General features: G+C 33.4%; 17 protein-coding genes and 1 pseudogene. 2 read left to right on the top strand and 16 right to left on the bottom strand.

The window, feature by feature from the left end; all coding sequences use genetic code 11:
• Positions 1–5: 5 nt before the first annotated feature.
• The 7 genes from G7084_RS03810 to G7084_RS03780 form a co-directional block, all read right to left on the bottom strand.
• Positions 6–1,529, bottom strand: a complete 1,524-nt coding sequence (locus G7084_RS03810) for a phage portal protein (protein WP_166010195.1) — start codon at positions 1,527–1,529, stop codon at positions 6–8.
• Positions 1,530–1,544: 15 nt separating this feature from the next.
• Positions 1,545–3,326: a terminase large subunit gene (locus G7084_RS03805; protein ID WP_166010193.1), complete on the bottom strand. Its 1,782-nt coding sequence runs from the start codon at positions 3,324–3,326 to the stop codon at positions 1,545–1,547.
• Complete coding sequence (locus tag G7084_RS03800) at positions 3,323–3,751, bottom strand: phage terminase small subunit P27 family (RefSeq protein ID WP_166010191.1); 429 nt, start codon at positions 3,749–3,751, stop codon at positions 3,323–3,325. The genes G7084_RS03805 and G7084_RS03800 overlap by 4 nt, the downstream gene beginning before the upstream one ends.
• Positions 3,752–3,788: 37 nt before the next feature.
• Positions 3,789–4,907: a restriction endonuclease subunit S gene (locus tag G7084_RS03795; protein ID WP_166010189.1), complete on the bottom strand. Its 1,119-nt coding sequence runs from the start codon at positions 4,905–4,907 to the stop codon at positions 3,789–3,791.
• 1 nt (position 4,908) lies between these two features.
• Positions 4,909–6,909: an HsdM family class I SAM-dependent methyltransferase gene (locus G7084_RS03790; RefSeq protein WP_166010187.1), complete on the bottom strand. Its 2,001-nt coding sequence runs from the start codon at positions 6,907–6,909 to the stop codon at positions 4,909–4,911.
• Between the two features lie 282 nt (positions 6,910–7,191).
• Positions 7,192–7,617, bottom strand: a complete 426-nt coding sequence (locus tag G7084_RS03785) for an HNH endonuclease (RefSeq protein WP_246163877.1) — start codon at positions 7,615–7,617, stop codon at positions 7,192–7,194.
• Positions 7,618–7,888: 271 nt separating this feature from the next.
• Positions 7,889–8,617 carry a class I SAM-dependent methyltransferase gene (locus G7084_RS03780; RefSeq protein ID WP_166010185.1) on the bottom strand — a complete coding sequence of 243 codons (729 nt, stop codon included), beginning with the start codon at positions 8,615–8,617 and terminating at the stop codon, positions 7,889–7,891.
• Between the two features lie 1,125 nt (positions 8,618–9,742).
• On the opposite strand from G7084_RS03780, the gene G7084_RS03775 reads away from it, so the two are divergent.
• A protein-coding gene (locus G7084_RS03775; protein WP_166010183.1) for an IS3 family transposase occupies positions 9,743–10,812 on the top strand; the annotation gives its coding sequence in 2 pieces (ribosomal slippage) (positions 9,743–9,959 and positions 9,959–10,812; 1,071 coding nt in all).
• A gap of 109 nt (positions 10,813–10,921) precedes the next feature.
• Here G7084_RS03775 and G7084_RS03770 read toward each other — a convergent pair.
• The 8 genes from G7084_RS03770 to G7084_RS03735 form a co-directional block, all read right to left on the bottom strand.
• Positions 10,922–11,958, bottom strand: a protein-coding gene (locus G7084_RS03770; protein WP_166011691.1) for an IS3 family transposase whose coding sequence is annotated in 2 segments (ribosomal slippage) — positions 10,922–11,757 and positions 11,757–11,958 — 1,038 coding nt in all. Because the reading frame shifts where the segments join, the coding sequence is not laid out codon by codon here.
• A 72-nt stretch (positions 11,959–12,030) separates the two neighbouring features.
• On the bottom strand, positions 12,031–12,273 hold the full coding sequence (locus G7084_RS03765; protein ID WP_166010181.1) for a GlsB/YeaQ/YmgE family stress response membrane protein: 243 nt from the start codon (positions 12,271–12,273) through the stop codon (positions 12,031–12,033).
• Between the two features lie 23 nt (positions 12,274–12,296).
• Positions 12,297–12,503, bottom strand: a complete 207-nt coding sequence (locus G7084_RS03760) for a CsbD family protein (RefSeq protein ID WP_166010179.1) — start codon at positions 12,501–12,503, stop codon at positions 12,297–12,299.
• A gap of 415 nt (positions 12,504–12,918) precedes the next feature.
• The gene (locus G7084_RS03755) at positions 12,919–13,422 is read right to left on the bottom strand and encodes a hypothetical protein (protein ID WP_166010177.1); all 504 of its coding nucleotides are present in this window, start codon (positions 13,420–13,422) and stop codon (positions 12,919–12,921) included.
• 37 nt (positions 13,423–13,459) lie between these two features.
• Positions 13,460–13,969: a CPBP family intramembrane glutamic endopeptidase gene (locus tag G7084_RS03750; protein WP_246163875.1), complete on the bottom strand. Its 510-nt coding sequence runs from the start codon at positions 13,967–13,969 to the stop codon at positions 13,460–13,462.
• Positions 13,970–14,165: 196 nt separating this feature from the next.
• Entirely contained in the window at positions 14,166–14,378 is a 213-nt protein-coding gene (locus tag G7084_RS03745) for a hypothetical protein (protein ID WP_166010173.1), read from the bottom strand.
• Between the two features lie 3 nt (positions 14,379–14,381).
• Complete coding sequence (locus tag G7084_RS03740; protein ID WP_166010171.1) at positions 14,382–15,221, bottom strand: Cof-type HAD-IIB family hydrolase; 840 nt, start codon at positions 15,219–15,221, stop codon at positions 14,382–14,384.
• A 182-nt stretch (positions 15,222–15,403) separates the two neighbouring features.
• Complete coding sequence (locus tag G7084_RS03735; protein WP_166010169.1) at positions 15,404–16,120, bottom strand: glucosamine-6-phosphate deaminase; 717 nt, start codon at positions 16,118–16,120, stop codon at positions 15,404–15,406.
• Positions 16,121–16,297: 177 nt separating this feature from the next.
• On the opposite strand from G7084_RS03735, the gene G7084_RS03730 reads away from it, so the two are divergent.
• A complete protein-coding gene (locus G7084_RS03730; protein ID WP_166010167.1) occupies positions 16,298–17,209 on the top strand; it encodes an AraC family transcriptional regulator in 912 nt (303 codons plus the stop codon).
• A gap of 48 nt (positions 17,210–17,257) precedes the next feature.
• Here G7084_RS03730 and galT read toward each other — a convergent pair.
• Positions 17,258–18,735: pseudogene (galT, locus tag G7084_RS03725) on the bottom strand (UDP-glucose--hexose-1-phosphate uridylyltransferase).
• Positions 18,736–18,749: the final 14 nt, after the last annotated feature.

Here is an 18,749-nt window from a genome sequence, read left to right as displayed (position 1 = left end):
ACGCCTTATTCATCAATTTTAAAACGCTGTGGCGCATCATTGGTCTTCTCATAAAAACTAAAATGTAAACTCTTAGTAGCGTCCGATGGATCGTTACTTAACATCAATTTTTTACCTTGGACAAAACCGGTATCAGAATAAAGCCCAATCGTTGGACGGTTAACATTAGTACCCATTGCTAAAACATTAGGCGTAACAATCATGAAATTACTTACGTCTTTTCCAACTTGGCTCTTACTTGAAAATACTTCACTACGGAAACCCGCTTCAGAAATAGTTGTTCGACTATAAGCTTTATTACTACCCTTACCGCCCAAATCAGTATGATACCACATATAACCAGGTCCCGAACTGTCTGGGGCGGTTAGGTCACCCGCCAATTGAATGTTTCCAGTTGTGCTAAATGTAGCCGTTCCAACTTCCTTAATTGGAATGTTAGCCTGCCCTTTAGGCGTTCCACCCCAATACTTCTTATCTGATAAGAAAGAAGCGTACGTAGAATTAGATGCCCACGTTATTTTACCACCGGTCGCTACCGTGAGTGTCTTATTGACATTAATATTAACCCCAGTAAGCGTTCCGGCTCGTTTTTGTGAGTCGGTTAATAATTTCTTATTCAATTCAAATTCATACTGTTTTAAAATCGGCATCAATGTCATCTGCACAAAATACATCATATTATTTTCACTATCCACAGTAGCTTCCGTCGCATTCAAAAATGATAATGGCACATGGAATGCATTAGCAACTCGTCTGTAAAACGTATTATCATTTCTTGCTACATCTGTGGTAGCAATACTGCGTTGCATCAATTCAACTTCCGCACCAGGTTCATTAAACAAAACTCCACCATTATTTTTGACAAAGCTTTTTATACTTTCAACAACAGCATTACGTCTGTCATCATCTAAATTTTTATCATATGTAATAGAAAAACTATCACGCTTCATCATTTCGCTTAATGAAAATTGTTCAAATGCTTGATCGTATTTTAGTGAGTCAGATAAAACATTTAAGGGCGAAATTCCCATAAGTCTATTTGAACCCGTTATATTTTTTAAATGAATAACATTCGATGAATCAACAACAATTGAATTGCTTTTGACTCTAATTCTATAAAATAACGCATTAGTCTCTTGATCTTGTAGCACCACTACATCATTAGCATTAATATTCCATAACCTCATAGGCTGATAATATTCATCTCGCTCTATCAAAATAAATGCATTACCTAGTTCGTTTCTATCTGTTTCAGCTTTATTCCATAAATCAAATGAGCTAAAAATCGGATTCGGTTCTCGACCTACTAAAACAGAAACATCTTCGCTACTTACTGGCTGTCGCTCTGCATTAAATAGATTTAATGGTAATGTTGCAATAGTGTTTGAAAGCCTAGAAATAACGCCATATATTGCTGCATTAGAATTGACTGGATCATCCGAAAACTGAAAACCACTTCCTAATGACGGCTCGAATCCACTTTTATTACCAGTGTCTTTTCTGTTAAATAAATTGTTCCAAAATCCCATATTCTCCTCCTTTCATTAATTCATCAAATCATCAAACGACATAAACTTAACTTCAGGTATTTCTCCCTGATCAACTGACAACCTAGGCGCAATTTTAACGTGTGCATTTAACGCTGCTGCAAAACCGTCTATTTTTCTTTTCTTAGATGATTTTTCGGGCATCCAGTTATTATTTCGATCCGTTACTACAGCGGTATTGGATAAGTACCATTTAAAAATAGAACTATTATTGAATATAACTTTTTTATCAAGCATTAATTCCTTGAAATTTTGTAATGCAGGTCCTAAACTTCTAAAACCTTGCCTAGTTATTTCTGTATTAAATCCATAACTTATTAACATTTCATTTAATGTAATTGCTTTAGCTGGATCGTAATTAATTTGTTCAATTGGATATTTACTATCTTGTTCGATAAGCCAATCGTATACAGCACCATGGTCTACATGATATCCAGGCAATACAATCATTTCACCTGAATTAATCCAATCATCAAATCTACGTTTATACTGCTCTTCTCGATCATATCGAGCCTGAGGAATCCATGTTTGTTGTTTAATAAAAATACGACCATCCGGAAGTGAAAATTCCAACACCGCAGCCGTAAAGTCTTCTGTATCAGATAAATCAAATCCAGCTACAGGCGTAATGCCTGATAGCGTCGATTCATCAATAACATCGTTATTTTGTAAGATGGTTTCATTATCAAATAAAGAATTTGCACCAGATTCGCTAAAAATATTAAAACGTTTAGTAATCCAATCAGCCTTTAACTGTGGAGTGCGTCGATCTCTTCGATAATCTTCAACCATTGTTTTTACAGGCATCATTGGCATATTCGGATTGGCTTTAATCCACATTTCTGGATCGTTAGCTTCGATTTTATCATCTAGTTTAGCCATATAGTAAAAGGTACTCATATCGCTATCTGATTCATAATCATTCAATACTTGTTGACCCGCTTGAAAATAATCAACCATAGGACCGTCTAAGACATATCCAGCTGTAGAAATAAAGAAAGTTAAAGGTTGATCTCGCATACCCATAGAATTACGCATAACGTTAATCAGTTCATATGTTTTAAACTCATGAATTTCATCAAATACTGCAACAGACGCATTATATCCGTCCTTATTATGTTTTTCTCCACTTAACGCTACAATTTGACCATCTGATTCCTTATGAACAATATCATCACGCCTAACTTTGAAATCTTCTGCAATTGTTGATGATTGATTAATCATATTTTTAGTTTCTTTAAATAGAATTTTAGCTTGATCCTTAGAATTAGAAAGCGCATAAACTTCTGCCCCTTTTTCATCGTCATATCCAGCCATATAAGCCGCTAAACCACTAATCAGGGTAGTTTTACCATTCTTACGTCCTAAGTAGATATGCGCCGTTCTGTAACGCCTCAAATGTGTTCGTTTATCTTTCCAACCAAATATTGAGCCAAAAATAAAATGTTGCCATGGTTGCATATTCATTTGTCCGTTATTAGATTTACTTGGCTTAATGTGTTCCTCAATAAATTTAATCGGCTTCCACGCTGCTTCTTCATCAAAATAATAAGGAAAATCATCATCATCTTGTCGTTTTAGATCATTTAAATGACGTTGTGCTGATTGAATAACTTCCTTATTGGCGGGGGCTTCTCCATTCACTACAAGTTGAGCATAGTAGGTTGTCAGCAACATTTCCGATTGCCCTTCGATATAATACCAATCACGATATTTATTAACAAACTCTTGTGACCACTGATATAATTCATTTTCGTTGCATTCTAATGGGTTAATCATGTTTTATCCTTTCCGCTCTTATTGCTTTCTGCCATAATTGCCGTCCGAGCTTCAGGGGTAATTCCTAACTTATCTGCATACTTCATTGCTAAAGTATCTGCTGCCCTTGCTTCTTTTAATAATGGATGTGCAGATAACTTCCCGTTATTATCAGAAGGCGAATAACCTTCTTCAGAAATAATGTTATTAATTTCATTGGCCATATCAGAATATCGAGCGAAACCGGCCACAAGATAAATATCAGCAGAATTGAGTGTTCCCATTTTGTTTAAAAACCTTTTAACTGAATAAAATGTCTTTCGAGCTGATTCTGATATATCATCTGGAGCAACGAAATTTCTAAACTCGGTGGTATCTTCACCCGCTTCTAACGTTTCAGAAATTTTATCGTTTTTCTTTAATGGGATAACTTTATGCTGCTCCACTTTAATCACCTCCTTCCTTTATAAAATAAAAGAAGCCTCATTTTGAGGCTTCTTCATATAATTTTAATTTATTATCTAATTCTGTTTTCAACTTTAATACAGTTTTCTTTTGAATTACCTTAATATAATTTTCCATTAATTCGATGTTCAACAATTTATTTTCATCAATAGGTAATTTAATTTTTATATCTAATGATTTAGATGAACGTAGCTTTTTACCATAAGAATACTTGCCTAATAACGTTTTTTTAATAACTACAGATATATATTCCATAACAAATGGATTATATTTATTATCTTCATTCCAATACGCTCCAGTATCATCACCATAACCATATTCAAAATTACGATAAAAGGAATTCCCAAAAATATCTACTGTTATAGAATTTTTAGGCGCCACCTTATTTGGATTCGAAACATGGTCGACTATACCTAAATTTGTTGTTCCAGACATAATAAATGGTATATTCCCTTTAATTTGATCATCTTTCTTTAATCTTCGTCCTTGAACTATATGATCGAATAAATAACGTAATTCATATTTTTCAAAACCTGCACTTGCGTGCATAGATAATACCTCTTTGTCAGCCTGTGTCAGTCTAACTGATTCTACATCCGGATACCCTAAAACTGTCAAGTAGGCTTCGATGCGTTTTACGTATTCGGCTTCGATGCGTTTTACGTATTCGGCTTCGATGCGTTTTACGTATTCGGACATATACTCAAAATCAGGTTCTCCGTCTGATGTGACAGGTAATTCTAATTCTAAATTTTCTAGCCTCTTTTTTTGGACAGATGGCCTATCAGCGCCGCGCCATAACTCTCTTCGCTTCATAACGGAACTTGCTATATACAATTTCGCTTCATTAGAAATATAAAATTTGCCAAAAACACCTAAAACGTGACCACCCAAAATAAACGGCTTAGTTTGCAAAAAGACAGTCCCAGCATATTCTCCATCTTTCGAAATAGTAAGTTCATCAATATTATATTTTTCTGAATAAGAATAAAAGTTTACGCCATTATTAGTTGTTGCACCAGTAATAGTATTAACCATATTTTCTTTTTTTGTGTCAAATCTGTTATGAATATCAGGCTGCTTGCCGGAAAAAATTTTAAAAAAATCAGATAATTTAAATGTTTTAAATTTAACCATACTATTCACCAGCCTTTAATAATTGGCTAACTTCCCAACTCAGATAATCTCCTACTGTCTTCATAAAATCTTCTTCAGTTGGTGTAGTATCAATAACTTGATGTTGTTCAAAATTCCAATCATTCCCATTGATGTCAATTTGATCATCTAGAACTATATCTTCTAAATTCCACAATTCTGAGTGTTCACACAATTTAGCATTTTTTCCAGCTTTATAAATTTTAATAATATCCTGATATCGTTCTAACGGATGATCAATTTCAGTTATTCCCCGCTTAGTCCGTTTATAACCATCATTCCTAAAGTCAATAAATCTAACAGTATTATCATAATCATGTGGCTTACCCGCTTCAAAAACATATATAGATGTTTGAACTCCAGCGCTTGGCATAAATGTATCAGTAGGCATTTTAATACTTGCTAATAAAGTGTTACTTTTCAAAATATGTTTATTTGTTTTTGAAGCTTTACCACTACCTGCAGAATCTTGAATAATAATAGCCGCATATCCGCTTTCCATATGATCTAATCCATATGCTATAAAGGGCATCCCATTTTCGTCATAACTAAATGGCGGGTTTAAGAGAAGTCTATCTGCGCCAAAGTTAGTGTACAAACTTTCAGGACGGTCAAAAGAACTACCCTTTTGAATATTCGCAGAACCATCACCCCGTAGAATCATATTAGTAGCAGCTAACGTATACATCTTGGAATCTAACTCAACTCCTAATAATTGATTACGTTTGATATCTTCAATTTTATTAGCAGCATTTTCTGTCTTTTTACCAAATGAATTATTTGCGTCACTTATCATCCGTTCCATAGATGCAATTAAAAATCCAGCCGATCCAGTGGCTAGATCCATAACCTTTGAATCTTTATTGACATCTAAAATTTCAGCCATCATCTTTGTAATATATGGCGGAGTTAGAACAATTCCGATTTCTTTACCATCACCCAGTGCATACTTCAAAAATTCGGAATACATTTCTCCCATAATATCCAAAGAACTTGTACCATCAATTGATTTAAAAATATTTTCAAAAATATAGACAAATATTTGCTTGGTAATTGATGCTTTTGATTCTGTGATTAATTTCGAAACGTTTTTATCTAGTTCAATTAATTCATCACGCCCATCATCTAGTTGAATAACATTTTTAAATTGTCCTAACATGATCTTCAACTTGTCGTCAGGTATTCCTCTAGCTCTCAAAAATTCTTCAATTTGTTCATATACTTGTGATCCATCACGCTTACTATCTGTCTGTGCTCCAATAAGATCATCTGGAACTAATCCTCTTTGCAGAAATTTATCATTCTTATATATATCTTGCATAGAGAGTAACATTCCAGATACATAAACAACGCGTTGTTCGACATTAATTGCGTTATTATTCATTAATTTATTTAAATTTTTAGCGTGTTTTGCTAATTGTTCCTTCGTATTAATAAGGATTTGGTGCTTTTCTTCTTCGGTAACAGTCACATTCTTATAAAAATCGTCAAAAGATTCTTCAGATTGAAGGAAGTCCAATGTTTTATATTCAGTAAGATGTTTTGGTTCAATTTGATCAGAGAAAACAAAATAAGTATCAACCTCAACATTATCTTCTGAATCTCCAGCAACACCAACCACTACTACCTCATGGTATTTTTCCGACGAAATCATACTCTGTGCATAATATAATCCACCATTCACAGCGAAGTTAGCTATGGATGTATCATCCATCTTTATGCCATCTTTATTTTTTGCAATTAATTTGTTTAACTTAACCTTATCTTCAAAAATAACTGGTATTTTATATTTTTCAATATGAAAATCAGGTTTACCAAAATTAGTTTTACGTTTTGTTTTTGCGGATCCCTTGAGTGATTCTTTCAAATAATCACTCATACTAGATTCTTCGTTCCAATCAACATGTTTTTTTAATTTAATTGCTTTTAATTGATCTTTTACCCAATCATTAACGTCACTTTCAAGAGTCCATTTTACTGACATTTTTATACCCACATTCTAAACAAATTATATTTAATGACTTTGTTAGTTTAACCCAAAAATAATACAAAAAGAAACGTTTAAATACAATTTAATACAAAAATATACAATTTAAAACAATAAAAAACATCAATATTTGATTATTTTCAAGAGTATAACCCCGGCCCATAGCCATTAACGTATCTTTTAAAAGTAAATTGTTTTGAAATCGTTGTTTGTGTACGGTACGGGCTGACCCGTTCAATAGTAAAAAAATAAAACTTATCTGGAATTGATAGGGGGGGACTAGAAAATTTCATCCTGAACATCTCTAGATTTTACCGAATTTTTAACTTTAAAATTATCAATTTTATGACGACTTTTATTTAAATTTTTATTACCTTTTTCAATATGTTCACGATTATGATTACCTTTACTAATTGTTTCAAGGTTATCTATGTCATTGCGCAACTCCCAATGCTCTCGTATCTCCACTATGTGATGCACCGTGTCTCCCGGTATGAGTCTGCCACGCTCTGTTAATTCCCATTGATCTATACCGTGGTCACGTTCTAACACTGATTGGCGAATCCGTCTCCACTCCTTTGAATGATAGAACTGAATCACTTCATCTTCAGTTGGATATTGTTTGACATGGCTAACATTACTAAATGCTTTATGTCTACGATCGTTGGCAACTGTCTGCATATCTGTTATGAAATTACTAACCATTTATATTGTCATTCCTTGTATATTGTTTGCCACTTCCAGAAATTATTGATATAAATTCAATGTTAGATCCATACTCAAAAACGTAATCAGGACTATTAATATCATTTGCATTCATCATCTTGTTTAATAGATTCTGTTTCATCTTCCTGTTTCTCCTTATCTAATCTATTAATGATTTCATCTTCAAGCTTTCTATAATCAGCACTCATTCTTCATTACATTCCTCCTACAAAAAAACGCCTAACAAATGTTAGACGCTGTGATTTATAATCTATATTTTCTTTGCCGATATAATCAGCATCATTGGACGACGGAATTCGTCCTTCATGCCAGGAATATCTAACATTGAAACTGGTGGCGTAGGTTCTATTAAATGCTGTATTGAAAATCCGTGTCTAATCAAAGTTTCAATATATGTTTCTAATGTACGATGATACTTAGTTACTGGAGTATCCCAAAAATTAGTTTCCCTTACTGTTTCATCAAAGTACCTATCAACGGGGAAATATTTAATAGAACCATCGTCATTTAAAACCCATTGTTCCGTTCCCTCAGATGTAAATATTGGATGTTCGACTGAAAAAATAAACTCTCCCTTTGAATTTAGAAGAGAATTTACGCCGTCAACCACCTTCTCAAAATCCTCTATATAATGAAGAGCTAGCGAACTAAATACTAAATCAAACTTAGTGTCCAATGACTCTAAGTTATTAATATCGACATTCTTAAATTCAACATTATTATATTTATTTTTCTGCTTAGCAGTAGCTAACATTCTTTCAGAGCTATCAATACCTAACACGTATTTAGCTCCTTGCTCAGCAGCATAAATACTATGCCACCCGTAACCACTTCCTAAATCTAACATGGTTTTGTTTTGTAATTCGGACAGTATTTTTTTCAAAGCCTCCCATTCACCAGCCCCTTTTAAACCTTCTTTACTTCGGTTCATTTTTGAATATTCATCAAAGAATTTTTCATTATCATATATATTTGTCATAACCTACCTCCAAAAATAGATTATATCAAAAAAGCAACAACATAAGTCATTGCTTTCCATTATGGACGGCTGTCCGTTGACGCCGGAATCTTTTTAAAAAGAGAGTTATGCTTAATATAAAGAGATATGATATCCGACGTCTGCGCAAGCATAACACGTTTATCAATTTAAACCTAAACATATTAATTCCTCCTACAAAAAAACGCCTGAATTTAATCAGACGCTGTTATTTGTTTCATTTATCTCTAAAAATTATTATTACCCCAGCTATCAAACATAATATACCTGCTGAAGCAAACAAATTGGCTACCACTATATAGTTAAGAGATTCAAAAACACCTATCAATCCTTTAAACTCTTTATATATAATAAAGCATACTATGCTACTTATAAGCAACAAAGCCCCGATAAATTTATTCATTTTCATACTCTTAATTGTAATAGTGACAGCTTAAAACAAACAAAAAAAGCAACAACATAAGTCACTGCTTTCCATTATTATGGACGGCTGTCCGTTGACGCCGGAATCTTTTTAAAAAGAGAGTGCTTTTTAGGGGAATAAGATGCTATCCGACGTCACCGCAAGCATAACACTTATACTTACATAAACCTAATTATCCAATAAACAAAAAAGTGACAACCGAAGTTATCACTTTTGTGCCGGACGATAATTCAATGGCCACGCCAGATGCTATTTTGCGAGGTTGATTCTCGATGGATAATAACATCTGACGTTGGGGCAAGCATAACATTAATAATCATTTAAACCTAATTATTTTACAAACAAAAAGCGATAACCGAAGTTATCACTTGTGTCTAGAACAATTATAATGGCCACGCCAGATGAATTATTTCGATATGCCATACTTGCGATAAAACACCTCATCCGACGTTGGCGTAAGCATAACACGTTTATCTATTTAAACCTAAGCATATTAATTCCTCCTACAAAAAAACGCCCAACAAATGGTAGACGCTGTGATTTATAATATTAATTTAATTCTTCAATGCTATATCCAGAGAATGATAAATCATGTCCATTCGCCCCAGAAAAAGAAAGTGGCTCCTATGATGGAATTACGGACAAATTGTTCGATATAATACATCATAAAGGAGCTTTTTATTATGGTTATCAAATATTCAAATGACTTTAAAGAATCGATCGTAAGCTTGCATAAAGTTGGTCGTTCAGCTAATTCATTAGCAAAAGAATACAACGTTAGTGCTTCAACGGTTTCTAAATGGGTTAATCAAGCCGATCCTAACAATACGAAAGTATTGTCAGCAAATGAAAGGGCATTGATTAAAGAAAATAAACAACTAAAAGAAGAACTTAATATTTTAAAACGAGCAGCGGTGCTTATGGCGAAAAATTGATCATCAAAGGACGTATTCCTACCTTAAAAATTATTAATGACAATCTACAGGTTGGGCACCGCATTACTAAAATTTTGAACGTCCTCAGAATTCCACGATCGACTTATTATGGCTATATACATTGGAAGCCTGGTAACACCCTTCTTCGTCGCAATTTCATTAAGCAAAAGGTATTAGATGCATGGTTAAAATATCCTATGTATGGATACCCGCGATTAACAATTTTATTAAATCGTCAGTTAAAAATTAAAATTAGCCAGCGTATGGTTTATAAACAGATGTACGCTTTAAAAATTAGGTCTAGGATGACTAAACGAATTAATAAGCCTAAAACACATACTGAATATGATCAACGACCAAATCTAATTAAAGGATTACCTGATCAATCCAATATTCTTTTAACAGATATTACGTATATTCCCGTTAAAAATACTTGGGTTTATCTAGCTAGTATGTACAATCCCGTAACCCGGCGGGTTATTTCTTATAAAGTTGGAAGTCATATGACTAAGGAATTAGCAACCGACGTCATTAATCAAGTCGCAGTAAAGTCTGTTAAACCAAGCATTATTCATAGCGATATGGGGAGTCAGTATACAAGCGATTTATTTGAAAGTACTTTAACTCGTTTTGGGATTAAGCATTCTTATTCTCGTAAAGGACAACCTGGTGATAACGCAAGAATTGAGAGCTTTCACTCAATTTTGAAGCGTGAATACATTAATTTTCAAGAATTTAAGACAATTCATGAAGCAATAGCTGGCATTGATAGCTATATTCGCTGGTATAACAGTGATCGAATTTCCCTTGTAGCGTAGCTACAAATAAATCATATTAATATCCCGTTTAAAACGATAAGTATAGACGGGTTGTTTAGAATGGCATGGAAACATTAAAGGATGCACTTTTTTAGATAAATCACATACTTTACCAGTACGTTAAATAATTAAAACGTTTTTCAAAATTTATTCGTATTTTTATGTCCGAATTATTGACATAGGAGCCTTTAGTTAGGTAAACAAACTCACGTTTGAAAATTGAATGAAAGGCCTCAATTGGTCCATTGTCATAAGGATGACCTTTGAGAGAATACGAGTGTTGTATTTTAACTTTTTTGAGTAATTGTTCAAATTGGTTACTGGTATATTGACTTCCCATATCAGAATGAATAAATTGCGGCCTTTTATGATGTGATAATGCCATTTTCAATGTATCTGTTACTAAATTACTAGTCATCTGATTTGCTACTTTATAGGCAATAATTTTGTGGTTACTTTCACTATAAATACTACTTAAATAAACCCAATGACCTGGATATTCCTCTATATAAGTAATATAAGTTCTCCAGATTGAAACTTTTTTATCACAATTTTTTATTAAATTTGGTCGCTGATCATAATCAACATGCGTTCCAGTTTTTTTAAATCGGCGACACATAAGAGAACGAATATTAAATTGATGCATTAAACGAATTATACGAGACGTACCAATTCTAATCACAAATGACCGTAAGGCCATTTGTAAACATGGACGTCCATAGACTTTATAATTATCACGCCATATATTTAGCATTATTTTACCAATACGTTGATCATCTTGTTCACGTCGTGAAGGATGATGATTTATCCAATTATAATAAGTTTGTCGTGGAATTCTTAATTTATTTAAAATCATTGTTAAGCGGTATCCTCGTTGACATAACTTTTCTATAAGCACTAACCCATTTTTAAGTTTTATCTCTTTTCGAGTAATCCCGCCGCTAATTTTAAAATTTCATTTTCCTCTTTTAATCTTTTATTTTCTTTAATTAGGTCTTTAATTTCAGTCAGATTAGTTTGTTTCCCGTTTGATAACTTGATGGGTTCAATTGATTTAACCCATTTCGAAATAGACCAAGTCGTTACACCATATTCACGAGATAAAGAGGCCATCGATCGATGGCCTTCTAAATATAATTTTACTATTCGTTCTTTAAAATCTGCGTCTCTATTCTTTCAAAAAAAGGAACAACCATTTCTGGCTATTCCTTCGAATAATTAGTTTTTATTCCGTCCAAAGAACCATGATACTATTACTACCACGATAACTGCCCCAATAATCGATGGTACTAATGCCATTCCAGCCAAATGCGGTCCCCATGACCCTAATAATGTCTCACCAAGCCAAGAACCGACTAATCCAGCAATGATATTAGCTATCCAGCCCATTGAAGTTTTAGTGATAGCACCACCAATTGTACCAATAATTGCACCAATTATTAAAGTCCAAAGTAAACTCATAAAAGCCCCCCCTATTCTAAAAATCACTTATTAAATTTTTCTTTTACATCATCTACCATATCCGCAGCTGCATCTTTGGCATCTCCGAAAGCACCTTTAGCTTTTCCCACTAAACCTTCTGCCTTACCTTCAACTTCAGTCTTAGTATCACCGGATACTTTACCAGATACCTCTTTAACCTTACCTGTTGCCTGATCCTTCATTCCGTCTAATTTGTCGTCTAAAGCCATAATTATGCTCCTCCTTCTATATGTAGTGAATTACTCATGCATTAAGTAGTATATATAGCCTAACATAATAAATTAACCATTGCAAACGCTTCCATTGCTGAACTTCCCATCTTTTTGAAATTAAAATATTATTTATCTGTATTTTATAATGATGTCTATCCCATGTTTTAAACATTAATATTGGGTGCTAGTTTCCTTATTAAACATCAAAATTAATATATATTTATAACAATATTATTCAGCTAAAATTCCACTTATTTTATTTACCACAGAAGATTTTTAGTGAATCTTTTTTATTTTACAGTTAATTAACTTAAGTCTATGCATTTATCCTAAATTAACGGTATTTTAAATGTTTTTAAATAAAAAGTCAGAAATTTTTTTCAAAATTCCTGACATAATGACCTATTAAATGTTAGTTTATTAATTTAGCAAATTGAAATTCTTTTGATCGCAAATGCACCCCAGAATTGTACTGAAAAGATTTAAAAAAATCATCTCGTTTTGGCTGAAATTTTTGAAAATCTTTCTCTGTTTTCCAGGTCATCAAAATTGCATAATCAAATCCAGATGCCACTTGAACCAAACAAATATTTATCAATCCATTCAAACTATTTAATCCATCCATCCAAGCTTTAGTACGCAGAATAAAATACTCACGTTCTTCATCATTTAACGTTAGATAACTCCAAGCCATCATTCCTCTTAAATCGATGATTTTTTTCTGTGATAATAATATCTCATACTTTATACCAGAATTAAACGGACTATTAGCATTTTTTGAATACTCAATCAATTGAAAACGCTCATGATCATCTCGGTCAAAAGTTAAATAGATCGGACGGTCAGGATGTTGTTGTTGAATGGTTTGCAGAACCTCTTTAGTACCGAAAGTTGTATACAAGTATTCTTTTTCCATAATATAATCCCCCATCTACCTCTAAAATTAATCTTTATCAAGTTAATAAAATTAATATTGCTATCGAGTTATTAAGACAATGAGCAGCCATTGAATACTGTAGTCTTTGCGTTTTTTTATACACAATGGCTAGAACAACCCCAGTTAATGAATATTGAATTAACGCCATCAATTGAAATGGTTGTGCAATAACGTGGAATAATCCAAATGCGATTCCCGAAAGTAGAACATTTATCCACCAAGATAAGTTCTTAAAGAAATAATTCATCAATACCCCCCTAAAAATTGCTTCTTCCAATAGAGGAGCTAAGATTACTGATAAGCAAATTAAATATATTTTATATGCTATTCCTAATTTAGTCATTTGAACCAATGCTAACTGGTTAGCCGGCTCAACATTATGACCGACCGTGATCATTTTAATAACAGTGACTAACATCCCCGCTAAAATAATTAATCCATAGCCCTTAAAAATCCAACCCGTTTCTTTTCGTTTAAATGGTTCCATTTTATTATCCGGTGCCACTAATTGAATGAATTTTTTCATATATGTCAATGTTATATAGAGTAATCCACCTATCATCATCAACATTAGCAGAATAGGAGCCCATGTATTTTCATTTAGATTTAAAAATTTAGCTGATAAGTGTAGTGTCAATATGCCAAAATTTTGAATGATAATATCACACACTAATCCAAATAAAATGAAAATTATTCCCAATCCCGTTAATTTCCATGTTTGTTTATTTTGAGTCACGATGCTTATCCTCATTATTTTTGTTCTTTTGAGTATAGACCGTAAGCGCAGTCATACTTAATGTCGTTATAATTAATAAAATGAAATAACCTGTCATAGTGAGCAACGTTGATAAGCCCATTTTAGAGGATACATTTCCCCAAATTAAAAAGACAACTAAAATGGTCAATCCCATTAAAAATGATCCTGTTTTTTGCATTTTTTAGTCATCCCCCAAAACAAATTTTTCTAAAATTTCTGCGATTGCTCCCTCATTATTAGTTCGGTCAGTCACAACTTGAGCTACATCTTTAACGGGAGCGATTGCATTTTGTACTGCTACACCCACTCCTGCTGATTTAATCATTGCAATATCATTCGAATTATCACCTGCTGAGATAATTTCTTCAGGTTTGATTCCTAATTTTGCACCCAAAACATTTCCCGCTGAGCCCTTATCTACGCCAGCTGGATTGAATTCAACATAGCGTCCAGATGAATATGTTGCCTCTACTTGATCAACACCTACCTCACGTAATACGTCGGTCATAATTTTTTCACGAATATTTCGATTAGAATTCTCAAAAATAATCTTCATCAGTGGTTTCTCGTCCACTAGAAATGTTAAGTCAGGTGTTTCTAATAATTCAAAAGGAACACCACGTTCATTCATATATAACCGATCCGCTTCGGAAATATTAAAAATAAATAACTTATCAAGTGTATAGACATGCACATCCGTCAATTCATCACTCTGAAGTCCCGCTTTAAAAATTAAATTAGCTAAATTCAAATCCATGGCGCGTGCAATTAAAACCTCATTATTCAAGTTTTCAATGATTGCCCCGCCATTATATGAAATAACATATTGATCAGCCTTGTTTTTTAAGCCTAACTCTGTCAAGATTCCTTGAACTGAATTAAAAGACCGACCGGTATTGGGGACAAATTTAAAGCCCATTTGAACTGCTTCTTTAATAGCTTTAATATTTTTTTCATTTATCGTCCCATTATCATTTAGTAACGTTTCGTCCAGATCAGAAATTAACATTTTATATCGCATTTTGTTTACCACTTTCTCATTAATTGGTACTTTAATTATACCTTATATCCCTAAAAATTAACTCGCTTCTAAAAAGATTGAACATTATATGTTCTTTAAAAATTAAATAACGTCATCAAAAAAATAAAAATGACTAGCATAAAGTTAAAGCTGGCCATTTTTATTAATATAATACTTATAAATTAATTTACATCATTTGTTAATTGACTAGCAGACCCTGCATCCAAAATCACAATGACATTATCATGCTTTTGTAAAATTGAAGCTGGCACGTCTTCTGTCACCGGCCCCTCAATCATCGCTTTAACCGCAGCGGCTTTGTTTTCGCCATACGCTGCCATTAAGATTTGCTTAGCTCCCATAATTGACTTAATTCCCATTGAATAAGCTTGACGAGGTACATCATTCTTATCCGAAAAGAAGCGGGCGTTCGCTTCAATCGTTGATTCCGTTAAATCCACTTCATGTGTTGTTGACTGAAATGAGGTACCGGGTTCATTAAACCCAATATGACCGTTCTGCCCCAAACCTAAAATTTGTAAATCACGGGGATATTGTTCTAGAATCTTATCATAACGCCCAGACTCACTCATTCCATCGGGATTTAAACCATTGGGAACATAGCTAGTTGCAAATGGCTTAACATCGAACAAATGTTTCTGCATAAAGTAACGGTAACTTTGTTCATGCTCGCCCGAAATCCCCTTATATTCATCCAAATTAATTGAAATTTTATCTGAAAAATCCATATCACTTTTAACAATCGTGTCATAGATCGAAATCGGAGTTGATCCAGTTGCCAACCCAAAAACATGCGCCTGATTATTTAATGCATCTTGAAATACTTGAGCACCAACTTGCCCACCTTCAATTTGATCTTTTACTCTAATAATATTCATTCGTTTATCCCGACCCTTTCATTTATCAATGGTATATACCAATTATATGACACTTATTTTTAAAGCACAAGTTAAATCAAAAAACATATTTAATAATTACTCTTTTTGAGTTTTTTTAGACCACCTTCTAGCATGCTATAATGAAATTAATTATTATTTCCGAAAGGCCGCCCACTAATGGAAAAATCAATTTTTAACGTTGTAAATAATCACACCTTTGATGCTAGTGTCTACTATCTTTTTAGTGGCATTAGTCAAACTTTACCATTTCATACTTTTGGCCCAGCTAAACGTCGAGATTATATTATTCATTTTGTCTTGAGCGGGCAAGGGATTTTTTTTACTGAGAATGAACAATTTCATTTACAAGCGGGGGACGTCTTTTTAATTAGACCTGGTGAATCGTGCTTTTATCAGTCTGATATTAAAAAACCTTGGACCTATGCTTGGATCTCTTTTAATGGTAACCAAGCTCAGCAAATCATTGAACATTTTTCACCATTTAAAAACGGTCACCATGTCTTCAACTCCATAAATCAAAATAAATATCTGAATATCATCCAAAAAACTTTAAATTTATCAGATGCTTCGCCCCAAAGTGAACTTAAATTAAATCATCTAGTCCATGAATTTTTAATTGAGATTACTCAAGAATATCCATCACAAAAAGATTCCAAAAATAAATTCAAGGGATCCAACCTAGCACGTAAAGCCCGTGAATATATGGATGAATTTTTTGAAACAGGAATTAATGTTAATGATGTAGCTGAAGCATTAAATATTAACCGTTCTTACTTAACTCGAGTTTTTACAAACAACTTTGGCCTATCGCCAAAAGCCTGGTTGATTGGTGTCCGAATTAATAAAGCGAGTGAATTTCTTCAAATGCAAGATTTATCCATTGATAAAATTTCAGAAATTGTGGGATTTAATAACGTTTCTGTTTTTAGTCGTTCTTTTAATAAAATGGTTGGTGAGAGTCCTAGTCAATATCGGAAAAATCGTCAAGAAAAACGTACTACGAATTTAAATAATCAACATATAAAAGATTTACTTAATGCAGCCAAGCCTGTTCGTCAGACAACATAATCAATAAAAAACGATCACCTCATTTATAGAGGTCATCGTTTTTTTATTTTATTTTTTGTCAAAAGTTGAAATAAAATCATCAAAGCCATCAAAGCCTGAGATATCATTTTTAAAGACCCCTGCATCAGCTAAAACTCTAGTAAAGACATCTGCAACAGCTTGTTGCAAATATTTATCTACATCCGCAAAATGATGTCGCTTTAATTCTTGAGCCCATTCTTGATGAATCGTCTTTATCTGGTTTGGTTGATTCAATAAAAAGGCTTTCACTTCTGCTAGTTCATTCACTAAACGCGGTGGTAAAATGGCTAACCCCATGACTTCGATCAAGCCAATATTTTCCTGCTTAATATGTTGAACATCTGGATGCGGATGAAAAATTCCATCAGGATAACTTTCACTAGTATTATTATCTCTAAGTACTAAATCCAGTTCAAATGCTGCTCCATTTCTTCGCATAATTGGTGTAATTGTATGATGGCGAACTCCTTGTTTATCAATCGCCTGTATCATCAAGGCAGAATTATCGTATTGATTCCACTTAAGACGAATCATCTCTGCAGCTGCAATCAAACTTTCTTTATCCTGCGAATTTAATCGAATCACACTCATCGGCCATTTCACAATTCCTGCTTGAACCGTGGGAAAAGCATTTAACTTAATTTTTTTTCGTAAGTGAGCTTTTGCCATCGGAAAATCATGCTTTCCAGTTTGATAATGATCGTGCGTTAAAATAGAGCCCCCACGATTGGTAAATCTGCATTAGATCCAATCATATATTCAGGGAAAAGTTCCACAAAATTAGCCAATCTTTTAAAACTATCTTCATTGACAACCATTGGTTGGTGGACATCGTTTAATACAATCGCATGTTCATTAAAATATGCATATGGTGAGTATTGAAAACCCCATTTTTCGTCTGCCAATTCTAAATTAATAATCCGATGATTACTCCGTCCGGCTTGATTTAAACTACCAAAATAACCTTCATTCTCGATACAAAGTGGACATTCAGGATAATTATCGTGTGGTTTTTTTACAGCAGCTGCAATATCTTGAGGTTTTTTTTCAGGTTTAGATAAATTAATTGTAATTTCCAATTCGCCATACGGACTCTGCGCAAAATAATGAATATTTTTAGCAATGGCGCGCATTTTTATATAATTATTTTGTTGCGATAAATGATAAAAATAGTCAGTTGCGGCACTAGGCGCCTGCTGATAATAGTCCCAAAACTTATGGTTAATTTGACTCGGGAGGGGTGTAATTGTATCCATGATAAGGGCTTCCATCATATCTACGTTAACATGGGAATTAATCATCCCATTTTCTTTAGCGGCATCTAATAAAGTTAATATACTTTCAGCCAGATCATCGGGGGCATCTTGTACTTTAAAAATACCTAGATCTGTAACTCCTACCAAACGCAATAATTGATTTTGATGATAAATCCGATCTTCGTTCTCAATGCGTCCATTTTTAATTGCCACTGTCGTTAAGTCATATACCGCTTGACCAATGCTCATTTTATACTTCTCTC

This window comes from Weissella coleopterorum (assembly GCF_011304355.1).
GTDB lineage: Bacteria > Bacillota > Bacilli > Lactobacillales > Lactobacillaceae > Weissella > Weissella coleopterorum.
The sequence above is the reverse complement of the archived record's forward strand: the minus strand, read 5'-3'. Positions and strand labels throughout refer to the sequence as shown.

Coding starts and splice junctions, on each gene's coding strand:
- G7084_RS03755 (WP_166010177.1), bottom strand. CDS start 13,422: ATGGAAAAAGAATACTTGTATACAACTTTCGGTACTAAAGAGGTTCTG.
- G7084_RS03730 (WP_166010167.1), top strand. CDS start 16,298: ATGGAAAAATCAATTTTTAACGTTGTAAATAATCACACCTTTGATGCT.
- G7084_RS03745 (WP_166010173.1), bottom strand. CDS start 14,378: ATGCAAAAAACAGGATCATTTTTAATGGGATTGACCATTTTAGTTGTC.
- G7084_RS03810 (WP_166010195.1), bottom strand. CDS start 1,529: ATGGGATTTTGGAACAATTTATTTAACAGAAAAGACACTGGTAATAAA.
- G7084_RS03790 (WP_166010187.1), bottom strand. CDS start 6,909: ATGTCAGTAAAATGGACTCTTGAAAGTGACGTTAATGATTGGGTAAAA.
- G7084_RS03785 (WP_246163877.1), bottom strand. CDS start 7,617: ATGGTTAGTAATTTCATAACAGATATGCAGACAGTTGCCAACGATCGT.
- G7084_RS03795 (WP_166010189.1), bottom strand. CDS start 4,907: ATGGTTAAATTTAAAACATTTAAATTATCTGATTTTTTTAAAATTTTT.
- G7084_RS03760 (WP_166010179.1), bottom strand. CDS start 12,503: ATGGCTTTAGACGACAAATTAGACGGAATGAAGGATCAGGCAACAGGT.
- G7084_RS03765 (WP_166010181.1), bottom strand. CDS start 12,273: ATGAGTTTACTTTGGACTTTAATAATTGGTGCAATTATTGGTACAATT.
- G7084_RS03805 (WP_166010193.1), bottom strand. CDS start 3,326: ATGATTAACCCATTAGAATGCAACGAAAATGAATTATATCAGTGGTCA.
- G7084_RS03735 (WP_166010169.1), bottom strand. CDS start 16,120: ATGAATATTATTAGAGTAAAAGATCAAATTGAAGGTGGGCAAGTTGGT.
- G7084_RS03780 (WP_166010185.1), bottom strand. CDS start 8,617: ATGACAAATATATATGATAATGAAAAATTCTTTGATGAATATTCAAAA.
- G7084_RS03750 (WP_246163875.1), bottom strand. CDS start 13,969: ATGAAAAAATTCATTCAATTAGTGGCACCGGATAATAAAATGGAACCA.
- G7084_RS03740 (WP_166010171.1), bottom strand. CDS start 15,221: ATGCGATATAAAATGTTAATTTCTGATCTGGACGAAACGTTACTAAAT.